The sequence below is a fragment of the Kitasatospora sp. Ki12 genome (assembly GCF_054601375.1).
The window spans coordinates 541,993-566,443 of the sequence record NZ_BAAIHT010000002.1; the positions used below are offsets into that span (position 1 = coordinate 541,993).

The 24,451-nt window shown below is 71.8% G+C and carries 24 protein-coding genes; 10 read left to right on the plus strand and 14 right to left on the minus strand.

What is annotated here, in order from left to right:
• Positions 1 to 22: 22 nt before the first annotated feature.
• From ACYP53_RS19950 to ACYP53_RS19975, 6 genes are all read right to left on the minus strand, one after another.
• On the minus strand, positions 23 to 748 hold the full coding sequence (locus ACYP53_RS19950; protein WP_189914288.1) for a hypothetical protein: 726 nt from the start codon (positions 746 to 748) through the stop codon (positions 23 to 25).
• A gap of 147 nt (positions 749 to 895) precedes the next feature.
• A complete protein-coding gene (locus tag ACYP53_RS19955) occupies positions 896 to 1,483 on the minus strand; it encodes a cysteine dioxygenase family protein (RefSeq protein ID WP_459648350.1) in 588 nt (195 codons plus the stop codon).
• 3 nt (positions 1,484 to 1,486) lie between these two features.
• On the minus strand, positions 1,487 to 3,229 hold the full coding sequence (locus ACYP53_RS19960) for a solute symporter family protein (protein WP_189914290.1): 1,743 nt from the start codon (positions 3,227 to 3,229) through the stop codon (positions 1,487 to 1,489).
• On the minus strand, positions 3,226 to 3,624 hold the full coding sequence (locus ACYP53_RS19965) for a DUF485 domain-containing protein (protein WP_189914291.1): 399 nt from the start codon (positions 3,622 to 3,624) through the stop codon (positions 3,226 to 3,228). The genes ACYP53_RS19960 and ACYP53_RS19965 overlap by 4 nt, the downstream gene beginning before the upstream one ends.
• A gap of 68 nt (positions 3,625 to 3,692) precedes the next feature.
• A complete protein-coding gene (thpR, locus tag ACYP53_RS19970) occupies positions 3,693 to 4,313 on the minus strand; it encodes an RNA 2',3'-cyclic phosphodiesterase (protein WP_189914292.1) in 621 nt (206 codons plus the stop codon).
• A gap of 34 nt (positions 4,314 to 4,347) precedes the next feature.
• The gene (locus ACYP53_RS19975; protein WP_189914293.1) at positions 4,348 to 4,818 is read right to left on the minus strand and encodes an ArsI/CadI family heavy metal resistance metalloenzyme; all 471 of its coding nucleotides are present in this window, start codon (positions 4,816 to 4,818) and stop codon (positions 4,348 to 4,350) included.
• An 89-nt stretch (positions 4,819 to 4,907) separates the two neighbouring features.
• Between ACYP53_RS19975 and ACYP53_RS19980 the strand changes: the two genes are divergently transcribed.
• The 3 genes from ACYP53_RS19980 (at position 4,908) to ACYP53_RS19990 (ending at position 6,515) form a co-directional block, all read left to right on the plus strand.
• Positions 4,908 to 5,279: an ArsR/SmtB family transcription factor gene (locus ACYP53_RS19980; RefSeq protein ID WP_189914294.1), complete on the plus strand. Its 372-nt coding sequence runs from the start codon at positions 4,908 to 4,910 to the stop codon at positions 5,277 to 5,279.
• Entirely contained in the window at positions 5,276 to 6,025 is a 750-nt protein-coding gene (locus ACYP53_RS19985; protein WP_189914295.1) for an aquaporin, read from the plus strand. Before ACYP53_RS19980 ends, ACYP53_RS19985 begins: the two co-directional genes overlap by 4 nt.
• Positions 6,026 to 6,095: 70 nt before the next feature.
• Entirely contained in the window at positions 6,096 to 6,515 is a 420-nt protein-coding gene (locus tag ACYP53_RS19990) for an arsenate reductase ArsC (RefSeq protein WP_459648351.1), read from the plus strand.
• Positions 6,516 to 6,574: 59 nt separating this feature from the next.
• On the opposite strand, the gene ACYP53_RS19995 is transcribed toward ACYP53_RS19990, so the two are convergent.
• The gene (locus tag ACYP53_RS19995; protein ID WP_189914297.1) at positions 6,575 to 6,778 is read right to left on the minus strand and encodes a hypothetical protein; all 204 of its coding nucleotides are present in this window, start codon (positions 6,776 to 6,778) and stop codon (positions 6,575 to 6,577) included.
• Positions 6,779 to 6,870: 92 nt separating this feature from the next.
• On the opposite strand from ACYP53_RS19995, the gene ACYP53_RS20000 reads away from it, so the two are divergent.
• Together ACYP53_RS20000 and dnaE are read left to right on the plus strand one after the other, a co-directional pair.
• Complete coding sequence (locus tag ACYP53_RS20000; protein ID WP_459648352.1) at positions 6,871 to 7,962, plus strand: DUF5937 family protein; 1,092 nt, start codon at positions 6,871 to 6,873, stop codon at positions 7,960 to 7,962.
• A gap of 168 nt (positions 7,963 to 8,130) precedes the next feature.
• Positions 8,131 to 11,694: a DNA polymerase III subunit alpha gene (dnaE, locus tag ACYP53_RS20005; RefSeq protein ID WP_459648353.1), complete on the plus strand. Its 3,564-nt coding sequence runs from the start codon at positions 8,131 to 8,133 to the stop codon at positions 11,692 to 11,694.
• A gap of 74 nt (positions 11,695 to 11,768) precedes the next feature.
• On the opposite strand, the gene ACYP53_RS20010 is transcribed toward dnaE, so the two are convergent.
• From ACYP53_RS20010 to ACYP53_RS20030, 5 genes are all read right to left on the minus strand, one after another.
• Complete coding sequence (locus ACYP53_RS20010; protein WP_459648354.1) at positions 11,769 to 12,539, minus strand: alpha-ketoglutarate-dependent dioxygenase AlkB; 771 nt, start codon at positions 12,537 to 12,539, stop codon at positions 11,769 to 11,771.
• Positions 12,523 to 13,767, minus strand: coding sequence for a hypothetical protein (locus ACYP53_RS20015; RefSeq protein WP_459648355.1), 1,245 nt, complete (start codon positions 13,765 to 13,767; stop codon positions 12,523 to 12,525). Before ACYP53_RS20015 ends, ACYP53_RS20010 begins: the two co-directional genes overlap by 17 nt.
• Positions 13,768 to 13,921: 154 nt before the next feature.
• On the minus strand, positions 13,922 to 14,764 hold the full coding sequence (locus ACYP53_RS20020) for a siderophore-interacting protein (protein WP_459648356.1): 843 nt from the start codon (positions 14,762 to 14,764) through the stop codon (positions 13,922 to 13,924).
• A 128-nt stretch (positions 14,765 to 14,892) separates the two neighbouring features.
• Positions 14,893 to 15,306 carry a carboxymuconolactone decarboxylase family protein gene (locus ACYP53_RS20025; protein ID WP_189914302.1) on the minus strand — a complete coding sequence of 138 codons (414 nt, stop codon included), beginning with the start codon at positions 15,304 to 15,306 and terminating at the stop codon, positions 14,893 to 14,895.
• Positions 15,303 to 15,968, minus strand: coding sequence for a class II aldolase/adducin family protein (locus ACYP53_RS20030; protein ID WP_189914303.1), 666 nt, complete (start codon positions 15,966 to 15,968; stop codon positions 15,303 to 15,305). Before ACYP53_RS20030 ends, ACYP53_RS20025 begins: the two co-directional genes overlap by 4 nt.
• 161 nt (positions 15,969 to 16,129) lie before the next feature.
• Between ACYP53_RS20030 and ACYP53_RS20035 the strand changes: the two genes are divergently transcribed.
• Positions 16,130 to 16,522, plus strand: coding sequence for a MerR family transcriptional regulator (locus ACYP53_RS20035; protein WP_459648357.1), 393 nt, complete (start codon positions 16,130 to 16,132; stop codon positions 16,520 to 16,522).
• Positions 16,523 to 16,607: 85 nt separating this feature from the next.
• Here the strand turns inward: ACYP53_RS20035 and ACYP53_RS20040 are convergent, their stop codons facing one another.
• Both ACYP53_RS20040 and ACYP53_RS20045 read right to left on the minus strand, forming a co-directional pair.
• A complete protein-coding gene (locus ACYP53_RS20040; protein ID WP_459649793.1) occupies positions 16,608 to 17,096 on the minus strand; it encodes a phosphoribosyltransferase in 489 nt (162 codons plus the stop codon).
• A gap of 100 nt (positions 17,097 to 17,196) precedes the next feature.
• Positions 17,197 to 20,022 carry a hypothetical protein gene (locus ACYP53_RS20045; protein WP_459648358.1) on the minus strand — a complete coding sequence of 942 codons (2,826 nt, stop codon included), beginning with the start codon at positions 20,020 to 20,022 and terminating at the stop codon, positions 17,197 to 17,199.
• Positions 20,023 to 20,417: 395 nt separating this feature from the next.
• Between ACYP53_RS20045 and ACYP53_RS20050 the strand changes: the two genes are divergently transcribed.
• The 4 genes from ACYP53_RS20050 (at position 20,418) to ACYP53_RS20065 (ending at position 24,259) form a co-directional block, all read left to right on the plus strand.
• On the plus strand, positions 20,418 to 21,341 hold the full coding sequence (locus ACYP53_RS20050) for an alpha/beta fold hydrolase (protein WP_459648359.1): 924 nt from the start codon (positions 20,418 to 20,420) through the stop codon (positions 21,339 to 21,341).
• Positions 21,329 to 22,570, plus strand: a complete 1,242-nt coding sequence (locus ACYP53_RS20055) for a hypothetical protein (RefSeq protein ID WP_459648360.1) — start codon at positions 21,329 to 21,331, stop codon at positions 22,568 to 22,570. Before ACYP53_RS20050 ends, ACYP53_RS20055 begins: the two co-directional genes overlap by 13 nt.
• A complete protein-coding gene (locus ACYP53_RS20060; protein WP_459648361.1) occupies positions 22,567 to 23,166 on the plus strand; it encodes a hypothetical protein in 600 nt (199 codons plus the stop codon). The genes ACYP53_RS20055 and ACYP53_RS20060 overlap by 4 nt, the downstream gene beginning before the upstream one ends.
• 268 nt (positions 23,167 to 23,434) lie before the next feature.
• Positions 23,435 to 24,259, plus strand: coding sequence for a M55 family metallopeptidase (locus ACYP53_RS20065; RefSeq protein WP_189914309.1), 825 nt, complete (start codon positions 23,435 to 23,437; stop codon positions 24,257 to 24,259).
• Positions 24,260 to 24,451 lie beyond the last annotated feature (192 nt).

The following is a 24,451-nucleotide window of genomic DNA, read 5'->3' on the forward strand; positions in this document are numbered from 1 at the left end:
GTCCGGTTCGGAGCAGCGGGCGTCACACGCTCAACGGGTTCCGGTCCAGGTAGCGGAGGCCCTGCTTCAGGTAGGCCCGTGGGTTGGTGGCCAGATGGCGGGCCCAGGCGGGATCGGTCTCGCCCCGCAGGTGGGCGTAGCAGGCCAGCGCGTAGCCGAACATCCGCTCGGTCAGGTAGCCGAGGCGCGAGTACGACCAGCCGTGGTTGTCCTGGCTGAAGTCGAAGGCGGAGTTGGCGGTGAAGACGCCGAGGCCGAAGTGGACCGTCAGCAGGTCGGTGAGCGGTTCGTGGTCGCGCCGGTCGCTCGTGATCCGCTGCTCGTCGAGGAGGCGGACGTGGCCCAGCTCGTGGGCGACGGTGGCCACCAGCGCGACCGGGCGGGCGGCTTGGCGCTGGGCGACGGCGATCACGGGGCGTCCGTTCTCGCGCCGGTAGTGCCCGGCGGCGGAGCGGGACTCGTAGGCGAGCCCGAGGTCGTCGGCCATGCCGCGCTCGCCGTCGTCCGGCTCGATCTCGACCGTCAGGCGTTCGGGCGCCACGCCCAGGTAGCCGCAGAGCCGGGTGATCACGCGCCGGACGTCCTCCTCGGAGCCCTCGTACGGTCCCGGGAAGAACTCGGCGGTCGGCAGGACCGGCGCGCGGTCCAGCACCTCCCGGCCGAACTCGGCGGTCAGCCAGGCCATCGACTCCTCGATCCAGACCCGTTCCTCCGGCCCGACCGGGCACTTCGCCGAGAACAGCCCCATGACACCCCCCAGTGGTCACGGCCATCATGCACCACACGCCGGGCGGCGGGGCCACGTCGCGAACCGACGGGCCGTCCGGAGCGGACGACCCGTCGGTTCGCGACGTGTCGTGTCAGGCCCTGCCGTGCGCCGTCAAGCCGGGGCCGGTCACGGCGCCAGGCCGTCCGGGCTCCGCCAGCTCAACAGGCGGGCCCCCTCCGGCGGGCGGTCCACGACCTCCTGTCCGAAGACCCGGTTGATCGAGCTGCCCCCGTTCAGCGAGATGTCCGCGCCGTAGACGTGCAGGGAGACCGCGCGACCGGTGCCGCCGTTCGACACCCGGTGGATGTCCTCGTCGGGTGGCACCAGCAGCTGCACCCGGCCGGGAGAGCAGGTGGTCCGGCCGGACGGCACCAGCACCCTGCGCCCGGACCGGGGCAGCCGCCACAGCCGGTACGCCTCGTCCACCTCGACGCCCTCCAGCACCCCCGACACGCACCAGGAGACGTGGTCGTGGACCGGGGTGGACTGCCCGGGCAGCCAGGTCAGGGCCACCACGGAGTGCGACCGTCCGGCGTGCAGCAGCCGCTGGGCGTACCCGTCGGTGTCGCCGGCGCACAGGTCCTCGGGAACGATCAGGCCGGCCCGGAGGTACTTGCGCAGGGTGTCCGCGGTGAGCTGGGCGGTCAGGACGTCCGCGGCGGCGTAGCGCGCGAGGTCGGAGAGGAACTCGTCGAGGTTGGAGCCGGGTTCCACGGCCTACCGCCCCGCCCCGGTGAGCGCGCGGACCTCCAGCTCGGCGAAGGCGCGCCCGTCCGCGTCCCCGTGCGCGTCCTCGTCCCGACGGCGGCGGCTGCCGACCAGGGAACCGACGACGGCGGCCGCGAACCCGACCGGGATCGAGATGACGCCCGGGTTCTGCAGCGGGATCGGCGCGGTGGTGGTGCAGGAGATCAGCGCCGTGGCGTTGCCGACCCGCTTGCTGGACGCCTCCACGCCGCAGTCCTTCGCCTGGGCCGCCGTCAGCTTCACTGCGTGGACCGTACCGCTCGCGCCGCCCCAGCAGATCGGGGAGAGCAGCACCAGGCCGATCGAGCCGACCAGGCCCGCGTAGATGCCGCACTTGGCGCCGAAGGTGGTGAAGCGCTTCCAGAACAGGGTCAGCAGGATCGCCGGCAGGTTGGCGGAGGCCGCGATGGCGAAGGCGAGGGCCACCAGGAACGCCACATTGAGGTCCCTGGCGAAGATCGACAGGGCGACCGCGACCGCGCCGATGACCACGGCGGCGATCTTCGCCGTGACCAGCTCCTGCCGTTCGGTGGCCCTGCCCTTGCGGATGACGCTGGCGTACAGGTCATGGGCGAAGGAGGACGAGGAGGTCAGGGTGAGCCCGGCGACCACCGCGAGGATGGTGGCGAAGGCCACCGCCGCGATGAAGGCGAGCATCAGGGAGCCGCCGGTGGTGCCCGCGCCGCCGCCGAGGTGCTCGGCCAGCAGGGTGGCGGCGGTGTTCCCGGACGGGTCCTTCTCCTTGATCGTCGCGGTGCCGACCAGCGCGGCCGCCCCGAAGCCGAGCACCAGGGTCATCAGGTAGAACACCCCGATGATGCCGATCGCCCAGTTCACCGACTTGCGCGCGTCGCGCCCGGTCGGGACGGTGTAGAAGCGGACCAGCACGTGCGGCAGCGCCGCGGTGCCCAGCACCAGGGCGGTGCCGAGGCTGACCAGGTCGAGCTTCGACCAGCCGTCGGTCGCCCCGTACTTCAGGCCGGGCTGGAGGAAGGCGTCGCCCTTCTTGGAGGCCGTGGCGGCGTCCCCCAGCAGGTGGCTCAGGTCGAACCCGTACTTCGCCAGCACCCACAGGGTCATCACGGCCGCGCCGGCGATCAGCAGCACCGCCTTGACGATCTGCACCCAGGTGGTGCCCTTCATCCCGCCGACCACGACGTAGACGATCATCAGGGCGCCGACCCCGACGATGGTCCAGATCTGCGCGGAGGCGCCCTTGACGTCGAGCAGTTGCCCCACGATCGTCGCCGCGCCGACCATCTGCGCGATCAGGTAGAAGATCGAGACCACGATGGTCGACACACCCGCGGCGGTCCGCACCGGCCCGCTGCGCAGCCGCGCGGCCAGCACGTCGGCCATGGTGAACCGCCCGGTGTTGCGCAGCAGTTCGGCCACCATCAGCAGCGCGACCAGCCAGGCGACCAGGAAGCCGATCGAGTACAGGAACCCGTCGTACCCGGAGAGCGCGATGATCCCGGCGATACCGAGGAAGGAGGCCGCCGACAGGTAGTCGCCCGAGATCGCGATCCCGTTCTGCAGCGCGGAGAACTGCCCGCCGCCGGTGTAGAAGCCCCCGGTGCCCTGGGTGCTCCGCCGGGCCCAGAGGGTGATGCCGAGCGTCACCGCCACCAGGGCGACGAACAGCCCGACGGTCAGGCCCTTGTGCGACGCGGACTGCGCCGCCGCCGCGGCGAGCGGAAGGTGCTGTGTCATGCCTGCTCCCCCGTCGCTTCCCGGCCGGACGGGCCGCTCGGGGCCGGGGCGGTCGGGCCCGGGACGGTCGGACGGGAGGCCGCCACACTCCGCAGGGCCGCCGCCAGCGGGTCCAGCCGCCGGGCGGCGAACCGGCCGTAGGCCAGGGCGATGCCGAAGGTCGAGACGAACTGCAGCAGTCCGAAGACCAGCGCCACGTTGACGTTCCCGGCGACCTTCGTCGCCATGAAGCCGCGGGCGTAGGCCGAGCAGAGCACGTACGTCAGGAACCAGAGCAGGAACGCCGCCGTCACCGGGAACACGAACCTGCGGTAGCTGGCGCGCAACTCGGTGAAGCGCGGATCGTCGCCGATCCAGAGGGTGTCACCGCGCGACGGCGCGGCCGGGTCGATCATGGGAATCCTTCTGAGCGGTGCGGAACTTTCCGAAGGCCCGACCGTAGGAATCCCCGGTAGACAAGCGGTCAACGCGCGGACCGGGGGCGGCCGCCGCCCCCGGTCCGGACGGCGGCGCCGAAGGGCCAGGCCTCGATGTCGCGGTAGTGGATCGGCCCGGGGCCGCGGCCGATGTTGCTGCCGACCAGGTGGAGGCGCTCGGCCCGCCACGGTCGGCCCGCGAAGCCGGCGAGCCCGGCCGCGGCCTGCGGCACGCTGGTGGGATCGTCGCGGCGAGCTCGCGCCAGGGTCAGGTGGGGGCGCAGCGGGCGGGCGTTGAACTCGATCCCGCAGGACCTGACCAGGTCGCGGACGTCGGTGGCGAGCAGGTGCAGCCCTTCCAGGTCCCCGTCGATGCCGCTCCACAGCAGTCTCTCGTCGAAGTGGCCGCCGCCGCGCAGGCCCAGGCGCAGGGCGGGGTGCGACGCCGCCAGGCCGGCCAGCGCCGAGCGCAGCGACGGCACCGCGGTGGAGGGCAGTTCACCGAGGAAGGCCAGGGTGATGTGCCAGTCCTCGATCCGGTTCCACCGCAGCCGCGGGTACCCGGCGTACGCGGGCTGCAGCGCCTCGGCCAGCTCGTCCTTGGCGTCGTCGGGCGGAGCCAGCGCCACGAAGACACGCAGGGTCGAGGGCTCGGGGTGATCGTCCACGGGAGATTTCTAGCACCCCGGCACCGGCCACCGGTCAGCCGCAGGCGCATCCGGTGGCAGCGGCGACCGGTCCGGCAGTCTGCCCGCCGCCGGTGCAGCAGGTACCGGGGGTGCCGTCGGCGCTCTTGCCGAGGGTGTCGGCGTCGGCCTTGACGACGTACACCTCCCAGGGCTCCTTGCCGGGGCCGGTGACCCAGACCTTGTCCTGGAGGGCGTAGCAGCAGGAGGTGTCGTTCTCCTCGAAGGTGGCCAGGCCGGCGTCCTGGAGGCGGGTGGCGGCGGCGGTGACCTGTGCGGTGCTGTCGACCTCGACTCCGAGGTGGTCCAGGCGGGTGGACTCGCCGCGCTCACCCTCGATGAGGACGAGCTTGAGCGGGGGCTCGGTGACGGCGAAGTTCGCGTAGCCGGGCCGCCGCTTGGCGGGCTCGGTGCCGAAGAGCTTGGCGTAGAAGGCGACGGAGGCTTCGAGGTCGGCGACGCGCAGGGCGAGCTGAACACGGGACATGGCGGTACTCCCCGATCCGAGGTCTTGTTTCGACATCTGTCGATACAGCGAGCTTGCCTCTCCGCATAGATGACTGTCAACATAGACGCATGTCGAATCTGGAACTCGAAGTGCTCGGCCAGGACGACGCGGCCGCGTGCTGCTCGCCGATGGTCCGCGAGCCGCTGGGCGAAGACGCCGCCGTCGACCTGGCGAAGATGTTCAAGGCCCTGTCGGACCCGGTACGGCTGCGGCTGCTGTCGCTGATCGCCTCGTACGAGGGCGGCGAGGCCTGCGTCTGCGACCTGACCGGCCCCTTCGACGTGTCCCAGCCGACCATCTCCCACCACCTCAAGGTCCTGCGCGAGGCCGGCCTGGTCGACTCCGAGCGCCGCGGGACCTGGGTCTACTACTGGGTGCTCCCGGCCGCCCTGGCCAAGCTCTCCGCCCTGCTCCAGACCCCCACCGGGGAGTCCGGATGACCGCGACGGCACCGCTCGCCCGCCGGACGGCCGTCGAATTCCTCGGGACCGGCGCGCTGGTCGCCGTCGTGGCCGGCTCCGGCATCCAGGCCACCGAGCTGTCCCGGGACGTCGGCGTCCAGCTGCTCGCCAACTCGCTCGCGACCGTCTTCGGCCTCGGCGTGCTGATCCTGCTGCTCGGCCCGGTCTCCGGCGCCCACTTCAACCCGGCCGTGACCCTGGCCGCCTGGTGGACCGGCCGCCGCAGCGGGGAAGGGCCGGGGCTCCGGGAGGTCGCGGCCTACGTGCTTGCGCAGATCGCCGGCGCGATCGGCGGGGCGGTGCTGGCGGACGCGATGTTCGCCGAACCGCTCGTACGCTGGTCCACGCACGACCGGTGGGCGCCGCACCTGTGGCTGGGCGAGGTCGTCGCGACCGCCGGCCTGGTCCTGCTGGTCTTCGGCCTGGCCCGCGTCGGCCGCGCGCACGTCGCCCCGGTCGCGGTCGCCTGCTACATCGGCGCCGCCTACTGGTTCACCTCCTCGACCAGCTTCGCCAACCCGGCGGTGACCGTCGGCCGGGCGTTCACCGACACCTTCGCCGGCATCGCCCCCGCCTCCGTACTGCCGTTCGTCGCCGCCCAGCTCGTCGGCCTGGCCGTCGGTGTGGCGCTGGTCGCGGTGGTCTTCGGCCGCCTTTCTCCGGCCGCCGAGGACGTCGTCGTCCCGCACGGCGATCACCACCACCCGGCCGCGGCCGCCCGCTGACCCCGCGTACTCCCGCCCGGCCCGAATACCACTCTGAAAACCGCCCCGAAGACCGTAAGGACCCACTTCCGTGAGCACCCCCGCCGTCCCGTCCGTGCTGTTCGTCTGCGTGCACAACGCCGGCCGGTCCCAGATGGCCGCCGCCTTCCTCACCCGCCTCGGCGGCGACCGGGTCCAGGTCCGCTCCGCCGGCTCCGCCCCCGCCGACACCGTCAACCCCGCGGTCGTCGAGGCGCTCGCCGAGGTCGGGATCGACATCTCCGCCGAGGCCCCGAAGGTCCTGACCGTCGAGGCGGTCCAGGCCTCCGACGTGGTGATCACCATGGGCTGCGGTGACGCCTGCCCCTACTTCCCCGGCAAGCGGTACCTGGACTGGAAGCTGGCGGACCCGGCCGGCCAGGGCGTCGACGCCGTCCGCCCGATCCGCGACGAGATCGAGGAGCGCGTCCGCGGCCTGCTCGCCGACCTCGGCGTCCAGCCCGGCGCGTGACGATGTAGCGCCGCTCCAAGACCTCAGTCCCCCGCCCCGCTCCGCGCCCACCGTGCCGGTCAGCCCCGGGACGCCAGCCAGCGGCGGAAGGCGAAGCTCAGCCGGCCGGTGGTCGGGCGGCCGGCCAGGACCGCTTCGAAGCGGCGGCGGTCGCGGGCCGCCCGCAGCACCGCGAGGTCGTGGGTGCCGGGGACGGGCGGGGCCGGTTCCCCGTGCTGGGCGGCCCGGTAACTGTCCACGAGGTGCTGGTGCAGTGCGTTCATGCGCCCACCGTGCACCACGGCCGCCCCGCCGGTCCCGCCGATTGACGACCCCCGTCAAATGACGCGCTCGCCCCGCCCGGCAGGATAGGGGGGTGAGCGTGACCATCGACATCACCGGACTGCCGCACGAGCGGATCGTCTTCTGCCCCTCGCCGCTGGCCGAGCTCGGCAACGCCCTGCACGCGCTGGCCGAGCCGGGCCACCACGGCCGGCTGCACGCGTGGACGACGGCGACCTCCGGCGCACTCGAACCGGAACTGGCCGACCGGATGCTGGACGCCGACTTCATGTGGCGGTCGACCCGCTCCGACCTCCTGATGCCGGCCCGGCCCCGGGAGACCCTCGCCGAGGAGCTGGACGACCTCGACCGCATGGACGACGAGAAGTTCGTCGGCGCGGCCCTGGAGATCTCGTGCAGCACCAGCCACTACCCCAAGGGCCTGCCGTCGCCCCTGGTCGACCCGTGGTCGCGGCGCCGCGCGCTCGACCTGGCGGCGGCGCGCGGCCCGCGCCAGGCGGCGTTCGTCGAGCGGATGCTCGCCGACCCCACCGCCACCCGCGCGTGGATCCGGCGGCTCCTGGAGGACTGCGACCGGGCGTTCTTCGCCGACACCTGGCGCCGGGTCCGCGTCCAGCTCGCCGCCGACGCCCAGCACAAGACCGAGCTGCTGCGCCGCAAGGGCCTGGCGGAGGCGCTCACCGCGGCGTCACCGGCGCTGAGCCTGGAGAAGGACGAGCAGGGCAGCCGCATCGTCGTCGACAAGCTGCTGCAGGGCCGCAGCGACGCCCGCGGCACCGCCGTCACCCTGCTGCCCAGTGTCTTCGGCTGGCCGCACCTCTTCACCCTGTACGGGCCGGGCTGGCAGCCTGTGATCCAGTACCCGGCCGCCACCCCCGAGATCGGCGGCGCCGAGCCGGTGGAGACGGTGAGGCTGCGCCTGGACGCGCTGACCCATCCGATGCGGATGAACCTGTGCCGCAACCTGTCCCGCGCCGCGTACTCGACGAACGAGCTGGCCGACGCGTACGGCATCACCGCCCCCGAGGTCTCCCGCCACCTGGCCGTCCTGAAGAAGGCCGGGCTGCTCATCACCCGGCGCCGGGGCCGCTACGTCCTCCACCAGCTCGACATCTCGGTGGTGGCCCGGATCGGCAGCGACTTCCTGGAGTCCGTGCTGCGGTGAGCGCGCCCGGGGAGGCGTGATCCGCCGACGCCGCGCCGAGGACTCGGACGGAGCCGGGAGGAACGTGTCAAGGTCTCCGCAGCAGTCCTCCCCGCGCGCCACGCCGTCGGCCCCGACCGGCTAGCCTGGGTGGCTTCCGACCGAGATCCGTCCGAGGAGTACAGCGCCGTGTCCGACAGCTTCGCGCACCTGCACGTCCACACCGAGTACTCGATGCTGGACGGCGCCGCGAAGAACGGCAAGCTGTTCGCCGAGGCGGAGAGACAGGGCATGCCCGCCATCGCGATGAGCGACCACGGCAACATGTTCGGTGCCTACGAGTTCTTCCACGCGGCCGCCAAGACCGGCGTGAAGCCGATCATCGGCATCGAGGCGTACGTCGCCCCGGCCTCGCGCTTCCTGAAGAAGCAGGTGTTCTGGTCGCCCGGCGGCCAGCGCCCGACCGGCGCCGACGGCGAGGGCGGCAAGGACGTCTCCGGTGGCGGCCGCTACACCCACATGACCATGTGGGCGCAGAACGCGACCGGTCTGCGGAACCTCTTCAAGCTCTCCTCGCTCGCGTCGATGGAGGGCTACTACATGAAGCCCCGGATGGACCGCGAGCTGATCGCCGCCAACGCGACCGGCATCATCGCCACCACCGGCTGCCCCTCCGGCGAGGTGCAGACCCGGCTGCGGCTCGGCCAGTACGACGAGGCCGTCAAGGCGGCCGGCGCCTACCAGGACATCTTCGGCAAGGAGAACTACTTCCTGGAGCTGATGGACCACGGCCTGTCCATCGAGCGCGACGTCCGCGAGGACCTGCTGCGCCTGGCCAAGCAGCTGGACATCCCGCTGCTGGCCACCAACGACTCGCACTACGTGACCGCCGACCAGGCGGACGCCCACGACAGCCTGCTCTGCGTCGGCGTGGGCAAGAACAAGGACGACCCGAACCGCTTCAAGTTCAACGGCTCGGGCTACTACGTGAAGACCGCCGCCGAGATGCGCGAGCTCTTCCGCGAGCTGCCGCAGGCCTGCGACAACACGCTCGCGATCGCCGAACGGGTCGAGTCGTACGACGAGGTCTTCACCTACGTCGACCGGATGCCCCAGTTCGACGTCCCCGAGGGCGAGACCCAGGCCTCCTACCTGCGCAAGAAGATCCAGGTCGGGCTCCAGCACCGGTACGGCGACAGCCCGAGCCAGGAGGTGCTGGACCGGATCGAGCTGGAGATGGGCGTGATCACCCCGATGGGGTTCGACGCCTACTTCCTCGTGGTCGCCGACATCTGCCAGTACGGCCGGGACAACGGCATCCCGGTCGGCCCGGGCCGCGGTTCGGCGGCCGGCTCGATGGTCGCCTACCTGACCGGCATCACCCAGCTGGACCCGCTGGAGCACGACCTGCTGTTCGAGCGCTTCCTCAACCCCGAGCGCATCAACCCCCCGGACGTCGACATCGACTTCGACGACCGCCAGCGCGACCAGATGGTCCGCTACGTGACCGAGAAGTACGGCGCCGCCTACACGGCCCAGGTGAACACCTTCGGCACCATCAAGGCCAAGGCCGCCGTCAAGGACGCCAACCGCATCCTCGGCTACCCCTTCGCGATGGGCGACCGGATCACCAAGGCGATGCCGCCGGACGTCATGGGCAAGGGCGTCCCGCTGGCCGACCTCTTCAACGACAAGCACCCCCGGTACAACGAGGGCACCGAGATCCGCTCGCTGTACGAGAACGAGCCGGACGTCAAGAAGATCATCGACACCGGCCTCGGCATCGAGGGCCTGATCCGCGGCACCGGCGTGCACGCCGCGGCCGTCATCCTCTCCTCCACCCCGCTGCTCGAACTGATCCCGCTGCACATGCGGGACAAGGACGGCGTGATCATCACCGGCTTCGACTACCCGTCGTGCGAAGCCATGGGCCTGATCAAGATGGACTTCCTGGGTCTGCGGAACCTGGGCATCATCGATCACTGCATCAAGATCGTGAAGGCCAACCGGGGCGTCGACGTCGACATCGAGAAGATCCCGATCGACGACCCCACCACCTACCAACTGCTCGCCCGCGGCGACACCCTGGGCGTCTTCCAGCTCGACGGCGGCCCCATGCGCGCCCTGCTCAAGCTGATGAAGCCCACCGAGTTCGCCGACATCTCCGCCGTCTCCGCGCTGTACCGACCCGGCCCGATGGGCATGAACTCGCACACCAACTACGCGCTGCGCAAGAACGCCCAGCAGGAGATCATCCCGATCCACCCCGAGCTGGAGGAACCGCTCAAGGACGTCCTCGGCCCCACCTACGGCCTGATCGTCTACCAGGAGCAGGTCCAGCGAGCCGCCCAGGTGCTGGCCGGCTACTCGCTCGGACAGGCCGACCTGCTCCGCCGCGCGATGGGCAAGAAGAAGAAGGAGGTGCTGGAGAAGGAGTTCGTGCCCTTCCACGCGGGCTGCAAGGAGCGCGGCTACTCCGACGAGGCGATCCAGGCGGTGTGGGACGTCCTGGTCCCGTTCGCCGGCTACGCGTTCAACAAATCGCACTCCGCCGCGTACGGCCTGGTCTCGTACCAGACCGCCTACCTCAAGGCCAACTACCCGGCCGAGTACATGGCCGCGCTGCTCACCTCGGTCGCCGACGACAAGGACAAGATGGCGGTCTACCTGGCCGAGTGCCGGCAGATGGGCATCAAGATCCTCTCCCCCGACGTCAACGAGTCGGTGGTCGACTTCACCGCCGTCGGCAGCGACGTCCGCTTCGGCCTCAAGGCGGTGCGCAACGTCGGCGTGCCCGTGATCGAGTCCCTGGTGCGCACCCGCGAGGCGGAGGGCAAGTACACCTCCTTCGCCGACTTCCTGGACAAGGTCGAGCTGGTGGTCTGCAACAAGCGCACCGTCGACTCCCTGGTCAAGGCCGGCGCCTTCGACTCGCTCGGCCACACCCGGCTCTCCCTCAGCAGCGTCCACGAGAGCGCGATCGACGCCGTCACCGGCGTGAAGAAGCAGCAGGCCATCGGGCAGGACGACCTCTTCGGCGCCCTCGGCGGCGACGAGGACGGGCCCACCATCGGACTGGACTTCCAGCTCACCGACAACGAGTGGCCCCGCCGCCAACTCCTCGCCCTGGAACGCGAGATGCTCGGCCTCTACGTCTCCAGCCACCCGCTCGACGGTGCCGAGCACATCCTCTCCCAGAACCGCGACACCTCGATCGCCGACCTCCTCGGCTCCGGCCGCACCGAGGGCGAGGTCCGCCTCTCCGGCCTGATCACCGGCGTCGACCGGCGGATCAACAAGGCCGGCAACGCCTGGGCGATCATCACCCTCGCCGACCGCGACGGCTCGGTCGAGGTGCTGTTCTTCCCCGCCACCTACAACCTGATGGCCGAGCAGATGATCGAGGACAACGTCATCTCGGTCCGCGGCCGCCTCAACGAACGCGACGGCTCACTCAGCATCTTCGGCCAGGAGATCACCACCCTCGACGTCTCCTCCGCCGAACTCGGCACCAAGCCGCCCGTCCACATCACCATCCCCACCTCCCGGATCACCCCCACGGTGGTCGCCGAACTCAAACTCGCCCTCCAGGCCCACCCCGGCGACGTCCCGGTCCGCCTGCTCACCACCAGCTGGGACAAGAACACCCTCTACGAGCTGGGCTTCCTGGTGAACCCCGACAACGGGCTCGCCTCGGACATCAAGACCCTCCTCGGCAACCGCGCCTGGGCCGGCACGGCCGCCCGCTCCTGAGCCGCCCCGGCCCGCGCCCACCCGGCATCGGGGGGCGCGGGCCGGAGCCGCTCGCCGTGAGGGAGTCGCCAGCGTCAGACCGGCGGCATCAGATCGCTCTCGCTGACGGTGTACGTCAGCAGGGGGTAGCCGAAGTCCGTCTCACCGTTCTCACGGCGCCGCAGCCCGTAGAACTCGCGCCGCTGCTCGTCGTCGGCCGACACCAGGCGCGGCCCCTGCGGGAGGTACGCGTGTCCGTCGCGGTACCGGACGAAGGTCTTCGACGTACGGAACGTCACCCCCAGCCACTGGTTGTCCACCGTCCGATCGGGCGCGTCCAACACGATCTTGTGCTTGAGCCGCCGGTTCGACTCGACGGAGAACGCGACGACACCGTTGTGGGCGAGCGGGATCTCGAACTTCTCCCCGTCGGCCCCCTTCTCCTCGAAGACCAGCTTCCTCGGCGGGCCCGATCCGGGATCCCGGTAGCAGGAGAAGACGGCGATGAACGACCCGTCGGCCAGATCGAGGGCCTGGTCGGAATGGCTGCCCATGGTCGTGCAGGCGTTCGTGTAGCTCTCGATGAGAGCGTTGTTGAAGCCGACCGGAAGCCCCGAGCGTTCCTGGATCCGCCGCGCCAGCCGTTCGTGCACCGCCCGGAACCGCTGCGCCGGGCTGCCGTACCGGGTGGTGGTACGGACGAGGGGCACACCGCCCGACTCGTCGACCCTGGTGAGTACGGCGCCCCGCCGGCCCTTTCCCACGTCTTCCAGACGGGCCGACGCGGAGAGCTCCGCGAAGGGGTTCTCCTCGGCCGGCAACGCGTACGAGAGGATCTCGTCCGAGATCCTAGACCCGGGGGGCACAGTAGTCTCCCGTGTTCATGCTGAAGAGGAATTCGTCGCCGTAGTCGATGAAGGACGAGGTCCTGTTCTCCTCGGCGTACAGCCCGCGCAGCCTGTCCATGCCGGCCTCGGTGGGCGGCCCCAGCTCCACCTGCCCGCCGGCCGTCTTGAGGAACGTCCGGCCGTTCCGGTGAACGGCTTCGGCGCTCGAACAGCGCACCACGTACCCCAGGCGGGTCGGCAGCAGCTCGGCGTCCAGCGCCGAGGGCCGGATCTCATGCGTGTACAGCCGGTTGGTGGACAGCGGCATGAAGAACACGGAGCCGGGATAGAGGGTCAGGGTGAACTGCTCGGGCAGCGCGACCCCGTCGAGCGCTTCGACCGACTCCTTGCGGCGGAAGCGGAGTCCGGTCAGCCCGCTGGCACCCTTCGCCCCGTAGTCGAAGGCGTCCTCGGCGAGCGGCCGCAGCCCGTCGAGCCGGTCGTAGAAGGTGCAGAAGGCCATGACGCCGTTGACGGGCATGTCCTTGGTCTTGTCCGCATGGGACGAGATCCTGGCCTTGGACTGCTTGCGCTCCGCCGTGGCAAGGGTGTTGTGGTAGATCTGGGCGAGCACGTGGTTCAGCGGCGCATGGCCCCGGAAGACGGTGGCGGCCTCACGGTTCAGCGCCTCGACGATGTCCGTGTCGGTCGGGCGGAAGCCCTCGGTCGGCCCCGAGAGGTTCGTGGAGCACCGGAGCAGCCGGAAGTGCAGTTCGTCACCGTCCCGGGTGACGGGCGTCAGATAGATCCCGCTGCGATGGGCCGTTCCGGGCTTGGTGGACTCCGTCAGGGACTGGAACTCGTGCTCCGCGCTGATCCGTCCGAAGTGATCGGCGCCGAGCCCGAAGAAGCGGCGGTAGTACACGCCGACGCCGTGCACCCGGACGGGCACCCGGCCGAGGTCTACGAGGCCCCAGGGTTCGTCGGCGCCCTCACGGTAGCCGTGCGACAGCTCCCGGATGGCGAACACCCGGGCAGCCGCCCGCAGTTGACGGCCGTCGATCCCGGATATGTCGCCACACAGGTAGACGGTCTTCCGCGCGAGGTCGGGCGGACCGGAAGCGAGGTCCTCCGGCGTGATCGTGGACCCGAAGAAGTCCCTGACCACCTCCTCGTCCCGCAACGCCGAAGGCGCCACCAGGATGTTGCCCGCATCCTCGATGCGGGCTTCTTCTGTCGGCTCTGTCGTGTGGTCAGGATCTGCCACGTTCTCTTCCCCCGTTGGTTCCGGACCCGCCGGGCCCGCTGTCCCGTGCGGGCCCGCGATCATGGTGAATCGCCTTTGGATAGTAACGGGTTCGTCGCCGGAGCAGGGGCGTGCCGGCCGGACAGGGCCGGCCGGCCGCGCCCCGGATCCAGGGTCAGCCGGCCTGCTCCTGCTCGGCTTCCACCTGGGCGTTCCACTCGCGCTTCGTCGCCCGCCAGGCATCGTCGTCCTGACCGAACCGCCAGTAGCCCGAGACGGACAGCCGCTCACGCGGAACGCCGTGCTCCACGCGCAGCTGGCGCCGCAGTTCCTTGACGAAGCCCGCCTCCCCGTGGACGAAGGCCGAGACCGCACCGGCCGGGAACTCCAGCGCGCGCACCGCCTCGACGAGGGCCTCGCCCACCGGTCGCTCACCGCGGTGCAGCCAGGTGAGCTCGACGGGGGCGGGCGAGACGATCTTCTGCTCCTCCGCGGCGTCGGCGACCTCGATGAAGGCGTGCACCACGGCACCGGGCGGCATCCGCTCCAGGGACGCCGCGATCGCGGGCAGGGCGCTCTCGTCGCCGACGAGCAGGTGCCAGTCGGCGTCCGGGTCCGGGGCGTAGCCGCCGCCGGGGCCCAGGATGCGCACCGTCTCGCCCGGCTCCGCCCGGGCCGCCCACGGTCCGGCCAGGCCCTCGTCACCGTGCACCACGAAGTCGACGGTCAGCTCGCGCAGCGCCGGGTCCCAGGCCCGCACGGTGTAGGTCCGGGTGACCGGCCACTGCTCACGCGGGTACTCCTCGCGGATCCGCGCCAGGTCGAACGGCTCCGGGTACGTCACGCCCGCGGGCGCGAACAGCACCTTGACGTAGTGGTCGGTGAACTCCGTGGCATCGAAGTCCCCCAGCCCCTCGCCGCCGAGCACCAGGCGCACCATGTGCGGCGTGATCCGCTCGGTGCGCAGAACCTTCGTCTCGCGGGCGCGCGGCGTCCTGCGGGTCGGCTGATCGGTCATGGGTCCCCCCGGTCATGTCATCACGTCGATCGTAAAGTTAGGCTTACCTAAGCTAACAGGTCCGATCGGCGGACGGGAGACCCCCCGGGACGGCCGTTCCCACGGCCCGATTCCGCCCCCCACCCGGCCTACGCCCCGGGGGCTCGAAGGCCGTCCGCCTGCGGCAGGAGTTCGGCGATGATCTCGGTGCCGAGTGCGTACGCCGGCACGCCCGCGGTGATGAGCGCGGTCTCGGCGACGCCGATGAGGTCGGTGATGGAGGCTCCGGCGTGGAGTGCGCCCCGGGCGTGGATCCGGGCGGGGTGTTCGCGGCCGAGGGCCAGCAGCTGCCCGAAGTGGACGAGCTGCTGCACCCGCGCTCCCAGCGGACTGTCGGTCAGCACGATGTGGCGCAGTTCCGCGATCGCCTCCTCGGTCGGCAGCCGGCCGAACTCCCGGGCCAGGCGCAGCCGTTCCCGCACCCCGCCGGGGACGGTGCCGAGGGTTGAGCGGTAGCGGTCGCTGACGGCCTCGGTGCGGGCGGCGAGGGTGTCGTCCGTCATGACGCGACCCGCGCGATCGAGGCGCGCACGGCCTCCTGGGCGCCCGGGGGGAAGTCCACGGCCCCGCCGATCGCGGCGGCGGCGATCTCGGCTTCGGCGCTCTCCTCGATCGCCACCACGAGGTGGGCGGCGGCCGCGGAGTCCGGGCCGAACACCAGCAGGCCGTGGTTGGCCAGCAGGACGGCGGCCGTCGTCGGGCGCTGTCGCAGCACCTCGGCGATGCCACGCACCGACACGTCCGATCCGCGGGGTCCCCAGGGAACCACGGGGACGTCCTCGGCCTGTCCGAAGCGCAGCATCGGCTCCGTGCGGCAGGGCAGTGGCCGGTGGGCCACGGCGAAGGCGGTCGCGGAGGGCGAGTGGGTGTGGATGATCGCGCCCACGTGCGGCCGGGCCTCGTACACGGCGCTGTGCATGGCGATGATCTCGGCGCTGACGGACCGCAGCTCGCCTTCGAGGACCTGCCCGTCGAAGCCGACGGTCGCCAGCTGCTCGGGCCTCAGGCCGCGGACGAACCCCGGCGTCAGCAGGAGCCGCCGGCCGTCGAGCCTGGCGCTCAGGTTGGCGTGCCCGGAGTGGGACATCACTCCGGCCGCGAACAGCCCCTCCGCGGCTTCCACCAGCTGCTCGGCGCGTTCTTCCCGTATGTCCCGGTCGCTCATGACGGTACCTCCAAGTGTCCTGCCAGCGGCTTTCGTTCGCCGCTGTCCTCGTGCCGGCCACTCTTCTACTTGAACTAAGGTTCAAGTCAAATGCCACGTCACACGCCACGCCACATGCCACGTCACGTGCCCGGATCGACGAGGAACAGGAGGAGCGGAACATGCGCATGACGATCGGCCGGCTCGCCGAGCTCACCAAGGTGCCCGCATCGGCCATCCGGTACTGGGAGCGCCACGGCCTGCTGCCCGCACCCGAGCGCGAGAGCGGGCAACGGCGCTACCCGCCGGAGGCCGCCGAGCGGATCACGGTCCTGCGCACGTGCCAGCAGGCCGGGCTGAGCCTGGCCGAGATCGGGGAGTTCCAGCAGGAGCAGCCGCGCCGCGAAGCCATGATCCGCGCCAAGCTCACCGAGATCCGGCAGCGCATGGTCGATCTCGACCACGCGCAGCAGCTCCTGACCCACGCCCTCAGGTGCGGCGAGGAGGACATCGTCGACTGCCCGAAGTTCCGGCAGCAGATGGCCGCCTGGCAGGCGTCCGATCCGGCGCCGTGAACCACCGGCACCACGCTTCGGACCGCTGCGCTTCAGGCTTCCGCGTACCGGCGGCGGTCACCGCCGCCGGTACGCGGCGGCTTCGTCAGGCGTCGAGCACCTGGCCGCCGCGCTGGACGACCGGCGGCTCCGTCGACCACGGGAAGTTGATCCAGTCGTCGGTCTTCTTCCACACGTACTCGCAGGTCACGAGGGAGTGCGACTTCTCGTAGATGACCGCGGACCGCACCTCGGCGACGTGCTCGAGGCAGAAGTCGCGGACCAGCTTCAGCGTCTTGCCGGTGTCCGCGACGTCGTCGGCGATCAGGACCTTCTTGTGGGTGAAGTCGATCGCCTGGGGGACGGGCGCGAGCATGACGGGCATGTCGAGGGTGGTGCCCACACCGGTGTAGAACTCGACGTTCACCAGGTGGACGTTCTTGCAGTCCAGCGCGTACGCCAGGCCGCCGGCCACGAAGACGCCGCCGCGGGCGATGCTCAGGATGAGGTCGGGCTCGTACCCGTCATCGGCGATCGTCTGCGCGAGTTCGCGCACCGCCCGGCCGAATGTCTGGTAGTCCAGCGTCTCTCGCATGTCAGTCACAGCGTTAGTCTCCTTGGCAGCCGGCCGGGCGGCGCGCACCGGCGCGCCGAGGAGCGAAAGCCTCTCACGGGCCCTGCCGCCGGCCCGGCCGTCACGTCTGTTCGCCCGCGCGCAGTTCGGTGGCGATCTGGCGCCGGCCGGCGATCAGGGTTTCCAGCACCACTCCGAGGCAGACCAGCAGCGCCAGGCCCACGGTGGGCAGCAGCACCGGCAGCAGCACGGGGGTGACGGCCTCTCCGACCTCGGCGCCGACCAGCGTCGAGATGTCGAAGGCACCGCCCAGCAGCGCGACCGCCGCCGCGGCGACCAGGCCGCCGCCGACGGCCGCCGCCAGGGTCTGCGGCAGCGCCTCGGCGACGATCAGCGCCAGCCCCTGCCGGGGCCGCAGCCCCATGGTGCGCAGCCGGGCCAGCACGGCGGTACGGTCCGGCGCGGCCCGGAAGAGCGTCAGCAGGACGGCGAGCAGGGCGAATCCGCCGCCGGCGGCCGCCGCGTACCAGAACAGCCGCCCGGCCGCGTGCTGCAACGGGTCGTCTGCGAGAGCAGCGGCGGCCTCCCGGCTGCTGTGCACCGTGTATCCCGCGGGCAGGCCGTGGGTGGCCTTGCCGACGGCCGCGGCCTCGTCCGCGATCAGCTTGGCCAGGCCGGTCGGCTGGGCCCCGCCGTTCTGCCGGAGGATCGTCCTGACCCCCTCGGGGTCGACGTCGCCGACGGCGAACCACTCGTTCACCCGCTTGGCGTCCGGCAGCCGTTCCCAGGCGGGGCCGGCGGGAACGACGACGAACGGCTTGCCGGGGTCGGGCAGTGCGGGAGTGGCGCCGACGGTCCCGGCGACGGCGACGCGCAGGTCGTTGCCGTTGGGCGTGCGCACCTGGGACGACCCCGCGGCCAGGCGCTCGGCCAGGTCGCGGCTGACCAGCGCGGGCACCGGGGTGTCCGGGCCGCCGGGGGTGCCGGCGAGCTTCGCCGGGTCGAACCCGCCGACCCCGAGGGTCCGGGCGATCTCGGCGTACGCCGCCGGATCGACCACCATCACCAGGTAGGCCTCGGTGATGGTGTGGTCGGCGCCGATGATGCGGGTCTTGGGTTCGACCCAGACGCCGGTCGAGGCCCGGACGTCCGGCAAGGACTCGGCGGCCTTGACGATCGGCCCGGTCAGGGCGGCGTAGTCCGGGAGGGAGACGCGGATGTCCCCGCCCGTGGAGAGGCGAGCGGCCCGCGTCCGGACGTGGTCGACGGTGTCGAGCACGGTGGCGCCGAAGCCGGCCGTGGCGACGGCGATCAGCAGGGCGAGCAGCGGCAGCGCGGAGGGCCGACGGCGGCCCGAGTTGTCACGAGCGGCCCGGGCCAGGCCGAGGAAGCCGACCAGGCCCCGGCCGCGACCGGTGAGCGCGGCCAGCCAGCCGACCACCACCGGCTCGATCCGGGCCAGCACCAGCCCGCCGGTGACGGCCAGCAGCAGCGGCGCCGCCACCAACAGCGGGTCCACCCCGGCGCCGGAGTGCCCGACCCCACGGCGCCGGACCTCCGCCACGGCCGCGACGGTGACCGCCAGCACGGTGAGCTCGCCGACCACTCTGCGCCGCCCGCCGGCCGCTCGCGGGCGCGCCCAGAGCAGGGCCGCGCGGGCCGGGAAGGCCAGCAGGGCGATCAGCGTCGCGGCCAGCGCCGCCGACACCGAACGGTCCCAGCGAGGCGTGGGCAGCAGCACCAGGGCGAGCGCCGTCCCGAGCACCGCGGCCGGCAGGACGGTGACGGCTCCCTCGCCGAGCAGCCGTCGCAGCACCCCGGCGACGGAACCGCCCCGGGCCCGGAGCAGCCGGATCTCGGCGGTGCGCCGGTCCGTGGTCAGGGCCGCGGCCAGGAACAGCACCACGACGGCCACACCGGCGACACCGGCCGGGCCGATCGCGCTGAGCGGCAGCGAGGCCTGGTAGCGGGCGTCCGCCCTGGCCAGGATCTCGGGCAGGAGCGAGCTGGTGCGCAGGTCCGCGCGCCCGGTCGCGCCGGCCAGGTCGGTGGCGCCGTGCCCGATCAGGAGGGAGCTGATGACGCTGCGGGTGTGGTCGAGCCGGTCGGCGTGCAGCGAGGCGGGGTCGACGGGCACCCGCCAGAAGTTGTCGGCGCTCGAACCCCAGCGGGCCATCGCCGGCAGGCTGCCGCCGTCGACGAACCCGGTGGTCGCCCAATGCTCGAAGTCGGGGAGGGTGTTGGTTCTCAGGCAGGCACGGACCGGGCAGCCGAGCTCCTCCCAGAACGGGTCCAGCGGGTCGTTGGCCCGGTAGAGGCCGACCACCACGGTGCTTCGCGTGGCGCCCGGGCCCTCCAGGCCGTCCTTGCCGTTGTCGATGACGTCACCGAGCTTGATGCGGATGGTCTCGGCGGCCTTCTCGCTGATCACGATCGGCAGTGGGTCGCGCGCATCACTCGGGGTCGGCCAGGTGCCGTCGGTGAGGGTGACCCGGCCGGCCAGATCGCGCAGGTAGAGCAGGCTGAGGTCCGGGAGGCCGTACTCCGAGATCCGTGCGTACCCCGGATTGCCCATGGTGTGGGAGCCCAGGGCACGGGCGCCGTAGGCCTGGCCGGCCCGGGCCGGCGTCAACTCCCGGCCGAACGCCTCGATCAGGTGTGCCTGTACCTGATCGAGCATGGCGACTCCGTCGCCGTCGCGGACCTTGGAGGTGGTCTGCAGACTGGTCCGGTTGAGGCCCTTCTGGCTGACGAAGTCCTGGAGCGCCGCGTCCGCGCCCCGGTCCGCGGCACGGGGGAAGGCCGCCGCGAGGAAGACGGTGACGAACGCGAGGGCCGCCATGAGCAGCGCGGCCGCCGGGCTCGCCCGCAGCCTGGCGCGGACCCAGCGCGCGGGGCGGTGGGCGGAGCCGCCGGTGGGCACACGGGTGCCGGCCTGGGTGGTCACATCTCCTCCACGCGGCGCAGATTGCCGACAATTGGTCACCGGATAGCGGACGATGCTGTCAGATTCGATCCAGGAACGGAAGGGACTTGCGCGAATCAAGTAAGCAATGGGCACATTCCTTGCATTGGCCGGATCCCCACCGGCGACCAGCCGCTGGAATACCATGCACACTTCACAACTCCGGCCTCACCACACGCTCTTGACCAGGGAAAATCCCTTCCGGGAATTCGCCGCTCGACACGGTGAACCCGCGAAGCCGCCGCAACCGTTGCCCCCGGACGGAATCCGGCCCACCGACCCGTTCACCTGCGGCCGCGCCGAAGTGCGAGAGGACCCGGGCACGGTGCGTATCATTCAGGTGACCCTCCGACACCACGGAGCTCCTGGAGCAGGCGATGGCCGCACTTGAGACCGAAGTTGTGAACGTCCCCGGTGCCCGGCTGCACGTCGAGGTCCGCGGCAGCGGGCCCCTGCTGCTGCTGGTTCCCGGCGGCGCCTCGGACGCGGCCGTGTTCGAGGCACTGGCAGAGCAGTTGGCCGCCCGCTACCGCGTCGTCAGCTACGACCCGCGTGGCATCTCCCGCAGTCCGCTGGACGGTCCACCGGTCGACCAACAGGTGGAGGTGCAGGCCGAGGACGCACTCCGCCTGCTCGACCTGCATGCCGTGCCCGGAGAGCCGGTGCGCGTCCTCGGCAGCTGCGCCGGCGCGCTGGTGGCACTCGAACTGCTGCGGCGCCACCCCGACCGGGTGGACGTGGTGGTCGCCCACGAGCCCCCGACGATGCGCCTGCTGCCGGACGCCGACGCGCAGCTCGCCTTCTTCGAGGAGGTCCACCAGGCCTACCTGCGCGACGGAGCGCCGGCGGGGATGCGGCGTCTGGCGAGTGCCTTCGGCGGGCGGCCCGTGCCGGACCTGCCGGAGGTGCGGGACAACACCACCTTCTTCCTGGCCCACGTGATGCGGCCGACGACCGCCTTCCTGCCCGACCTGGCCGCGCTGGCGCGGCTGGCGAGCCGGATCACACCGGCCGGTGGCGAGGAATCGCGCGGCTACCTGATCCACCGGCCCGTGGCGGCGCTGGCCGCCGCCCTCCGCCGCGACCTGGTGCTCTTCCCCGGGGGCCACTCCGGCTACGCCAAGCACCCGGAGGCCTTCGCCCGGCAGTTGAGCGCCCTGCTCGAGGTGCTCCCGGACCGGGAGGCGGCCGGCCCGGTCGCCTCGGGGGCGGGCGGCCCGACGGTTGCGGAGGCGGCCGGCCCGATCGTCACGGAGGCGGCCGGCCCGACCGTCGCGGAGGCGGCCCCGTGCGACTCGTGATGGGAGCGCAGAACTGCGGGTTCGGCCCGGCGGCCGAACTGGTGGCGGTCTCCCGGGCACTGCCCGACCACCACCGTGTCTTCGTCGGCGAGGGCGTGGCGGCCGAGTTCGCACTGCGCAATCCGGACGCCTTCGACGAGATCCGCACCCCGCTGCCCTCGGACCAGGACCTTCGTCAACTCCTGCTCGACAGCGACCGGTTGGTCTCGGTGATGGACGCCGACCTGGTGCTGCGCGCGGTACTCGCGGACCGGCCGGCGATCCTCGTGGACAGCCTGTTCAGCTTCTGGCGCACGGACCGGCCGCCGGCCGCGATCCACCGGCTGTGCGCGACCCTGCCGCGCACCGGCTTCGCGGCCGCCGACCGGCACCTCGGTGAACTCTCCCCGCACGAACGCGTCCTCGCCGCCCACCTGCTGGCCACCCACAGCGTGGTCCAGAACTTCCCCGGCGTCCGGGAGCGGATCGCCGAGTTCGCCGCTCTCGGCACCGGTCGGGCGCCGCGCACCAGCGGCGCGCTGGTCGACCACGACGGGCTCCGCGCGGCCGGGCGTACGGACCGGCCCCAGGGCCCGGCGGCGTACGACCTGCTGGTCAACCTCGGGGGCTTCCGCAACTTCCTGCTCGACTTCGACGCCCACAACGACTACCTGCTGCTGATCGAACGCTGGCTGCCCGACCTGCTGCGCGACTGGCCGCGGTTCGGCCGGGTGCTGGTCTGCGGCGGGCCGTTCGGCGGCCGCCGGGCCCGTACCGTCACGGTGGCCGGACGCCGGGCGGACTGCCGGCTGGTGCCGCAGCGCGAACTGCTGGCGTACGTCGCCACCACCCCCCACTACCTGATGACCCCCGGCCTGACCGCGCTGCACGAGGCGCTCGCGCTGGGCCGGCTCCCGCTCGCCCTGCCCGAGCAGCACTACGCCCACCTGTTCACCATCCGCCGCCTCGACCGGACCCACTTCGCCAAGACCGCGCTCAGCCTCACCGACCTGCTGCCCGACCACCCCGTCCCGGAGGACGACTTCACGGGCACCGCCGCCCTCGTCGACATCGCCGGACGGATCTGCCGCGACGACGCGCACTACGCCCGGTTCCGCCGCCACCTCAACGAGCGGATCGAGCACTACCTCGCCCTCGACCCGGCACAACGCCGCGAAGCCGTCGAGGAGTTGCGCTCCGCGCTGGACGGCCCGCCGCTCGCCGAGGTCCTCGCCGAGGTGCTGCGATGACCGGAGCCTCGCCGGAACCCGTCGACTCCGCCGCCTACTTCGACCTGCGCGCCCGTCTGCTCGGCCCCCTGCGCAACCGCCCCCTCACCTCCGGCCAGCTGTGCGAGGTCGGCCGGATCGTCTGCGGCCACCCCGACGGCCTGTCGCTCTACGGCATCCCCGCGCCCCGGATGGCCGCACACGGCATCCGGCTGCTCGGCCGCACCGCACTGGAATGCGTCAAGGACCCCCACCCCGCACTGGTCGCCGCCGCCCTGACCGACGTCCTGGCCGGCCTGCCGGTCAGCGGCGCCCGCCCAGTGATCGCCGACCTCTTCTGCGGCTCCGGCAACCTCGGCCACCAGCTCGGCCGGCTCCTCGGCCCCCGGTTCGGCCACCGGGTCCTCGCCACCGAACTCGACCCGCTGGTCCACGCCGCCACCCGGCACAACCTCACCCTGGTCGACTCGCCGGTCCGGCTCCACCACGCCGGCTACCGCGACCTGCTGCACACCCTCGCCGCCACCTTCCGCGACGCCACCGCGCTGCGCACCCTCCTCCCCCGGCCGGTCCGGCGCCGCGGCATGAACGCGGCCTTCCACCTCTACCGGGTCTGACGGTTCCGGACGGCCGTCCTGTGTTCACCGACCCGCATCACGCGGGTCGGGGCCTCTCGCCGGCCGCGCTCGACGCCTGCCAGATGTCGACCGGCGCCGAGCCGACCGCCACCTGCCCGACTACCTCGCCGCGTTCGAGGAGAACCTCGCCAAGGCGGGTTGGCCACAGCACGCCTCTGCCCCGGGGCCATCTACCGGATCGGCCCACCGGACGCGATGATGCGGTCCTGACGTGTCCAAGTGACCACGGACGTCGAGGAGAACACCGTTGAAGATCTTCATCTCGTCCGACATGGAAGGCACCACGGGGATCGTCGACTGGGAGCAGTGCCGGCCGACGGGCTCCCAGTACGGCTACTACCGGGAGTTGCTCGAACAGGAGGTCAACGCGGCGATCGAGGGCGCCGCCGACGCGGGTGCCACCGAGTTCCTGGTCAACGACTCGCACTCCGCCATGTCCAACCTCCGACCGGACCGCCTCGCGCGCCGCGCCCGCTACCTGTCGGGCCGGCACAAGCCCCTCTACATGATGCAGGGACTCGACCCGTCGTTCGACGCGGTCTTCTTCGTCTCCTACCACGGCTCGATGTCCGGCGCCGCGTCCGCGCTGTCACACACGTACAACCCGCGCGCGATCGCCGAGGTACGGCTGAACGACATCGCGGCCGGGGAGGCGGGCATCAACGCGCTGGTCGCGCTCGGGCACCGGGTACCGGTCGTGTTGATCACCGGCGACGACGTCACCGCCAGCCAGGTCGAACCGTTCTGCCCCGGCGTCGAGGCGGTCGTGGTCAAGACCTCGGTCTCCCGGTTCGCCGCCGACAGCCTGCACCCGGAGCAGGCCCGGGAGTTGATCCGGGAGGGCGCCGACACCGCCGTACGGAGGCTCAGGGACGCCGCACCACCCGTGATCGCCCTGCCCGCCACCCTCTCCGTCCGCTTCCGCAACGCCGACCTCGCCGAGATGGCGACCTGGGTCACCGGGGTGATCCGCGACGACGACCTCACCGTGCACATCACCGATGACGACCCCATCCGCCTCTACCGTGCCTTCGTCACCGTCGTGTCGCTCACCCGGGGAATCGCCGAATAGTCCCACCTCAGGACGATCGGGCTTGCCCTCCCGCCGCTGAGTGGAAGATTTGACTCCGGCGACGATCACCACGCATAGTGCCCGCATGGCTGGTTTTCTCGTTTCGCGCAGGCACATCGACCTGCGCCGTGTGACGGCGATGAGCTGTCGCCCCAGCTGCTGACGCGCGCCCTCTTTCGGCTCTGACGCCGG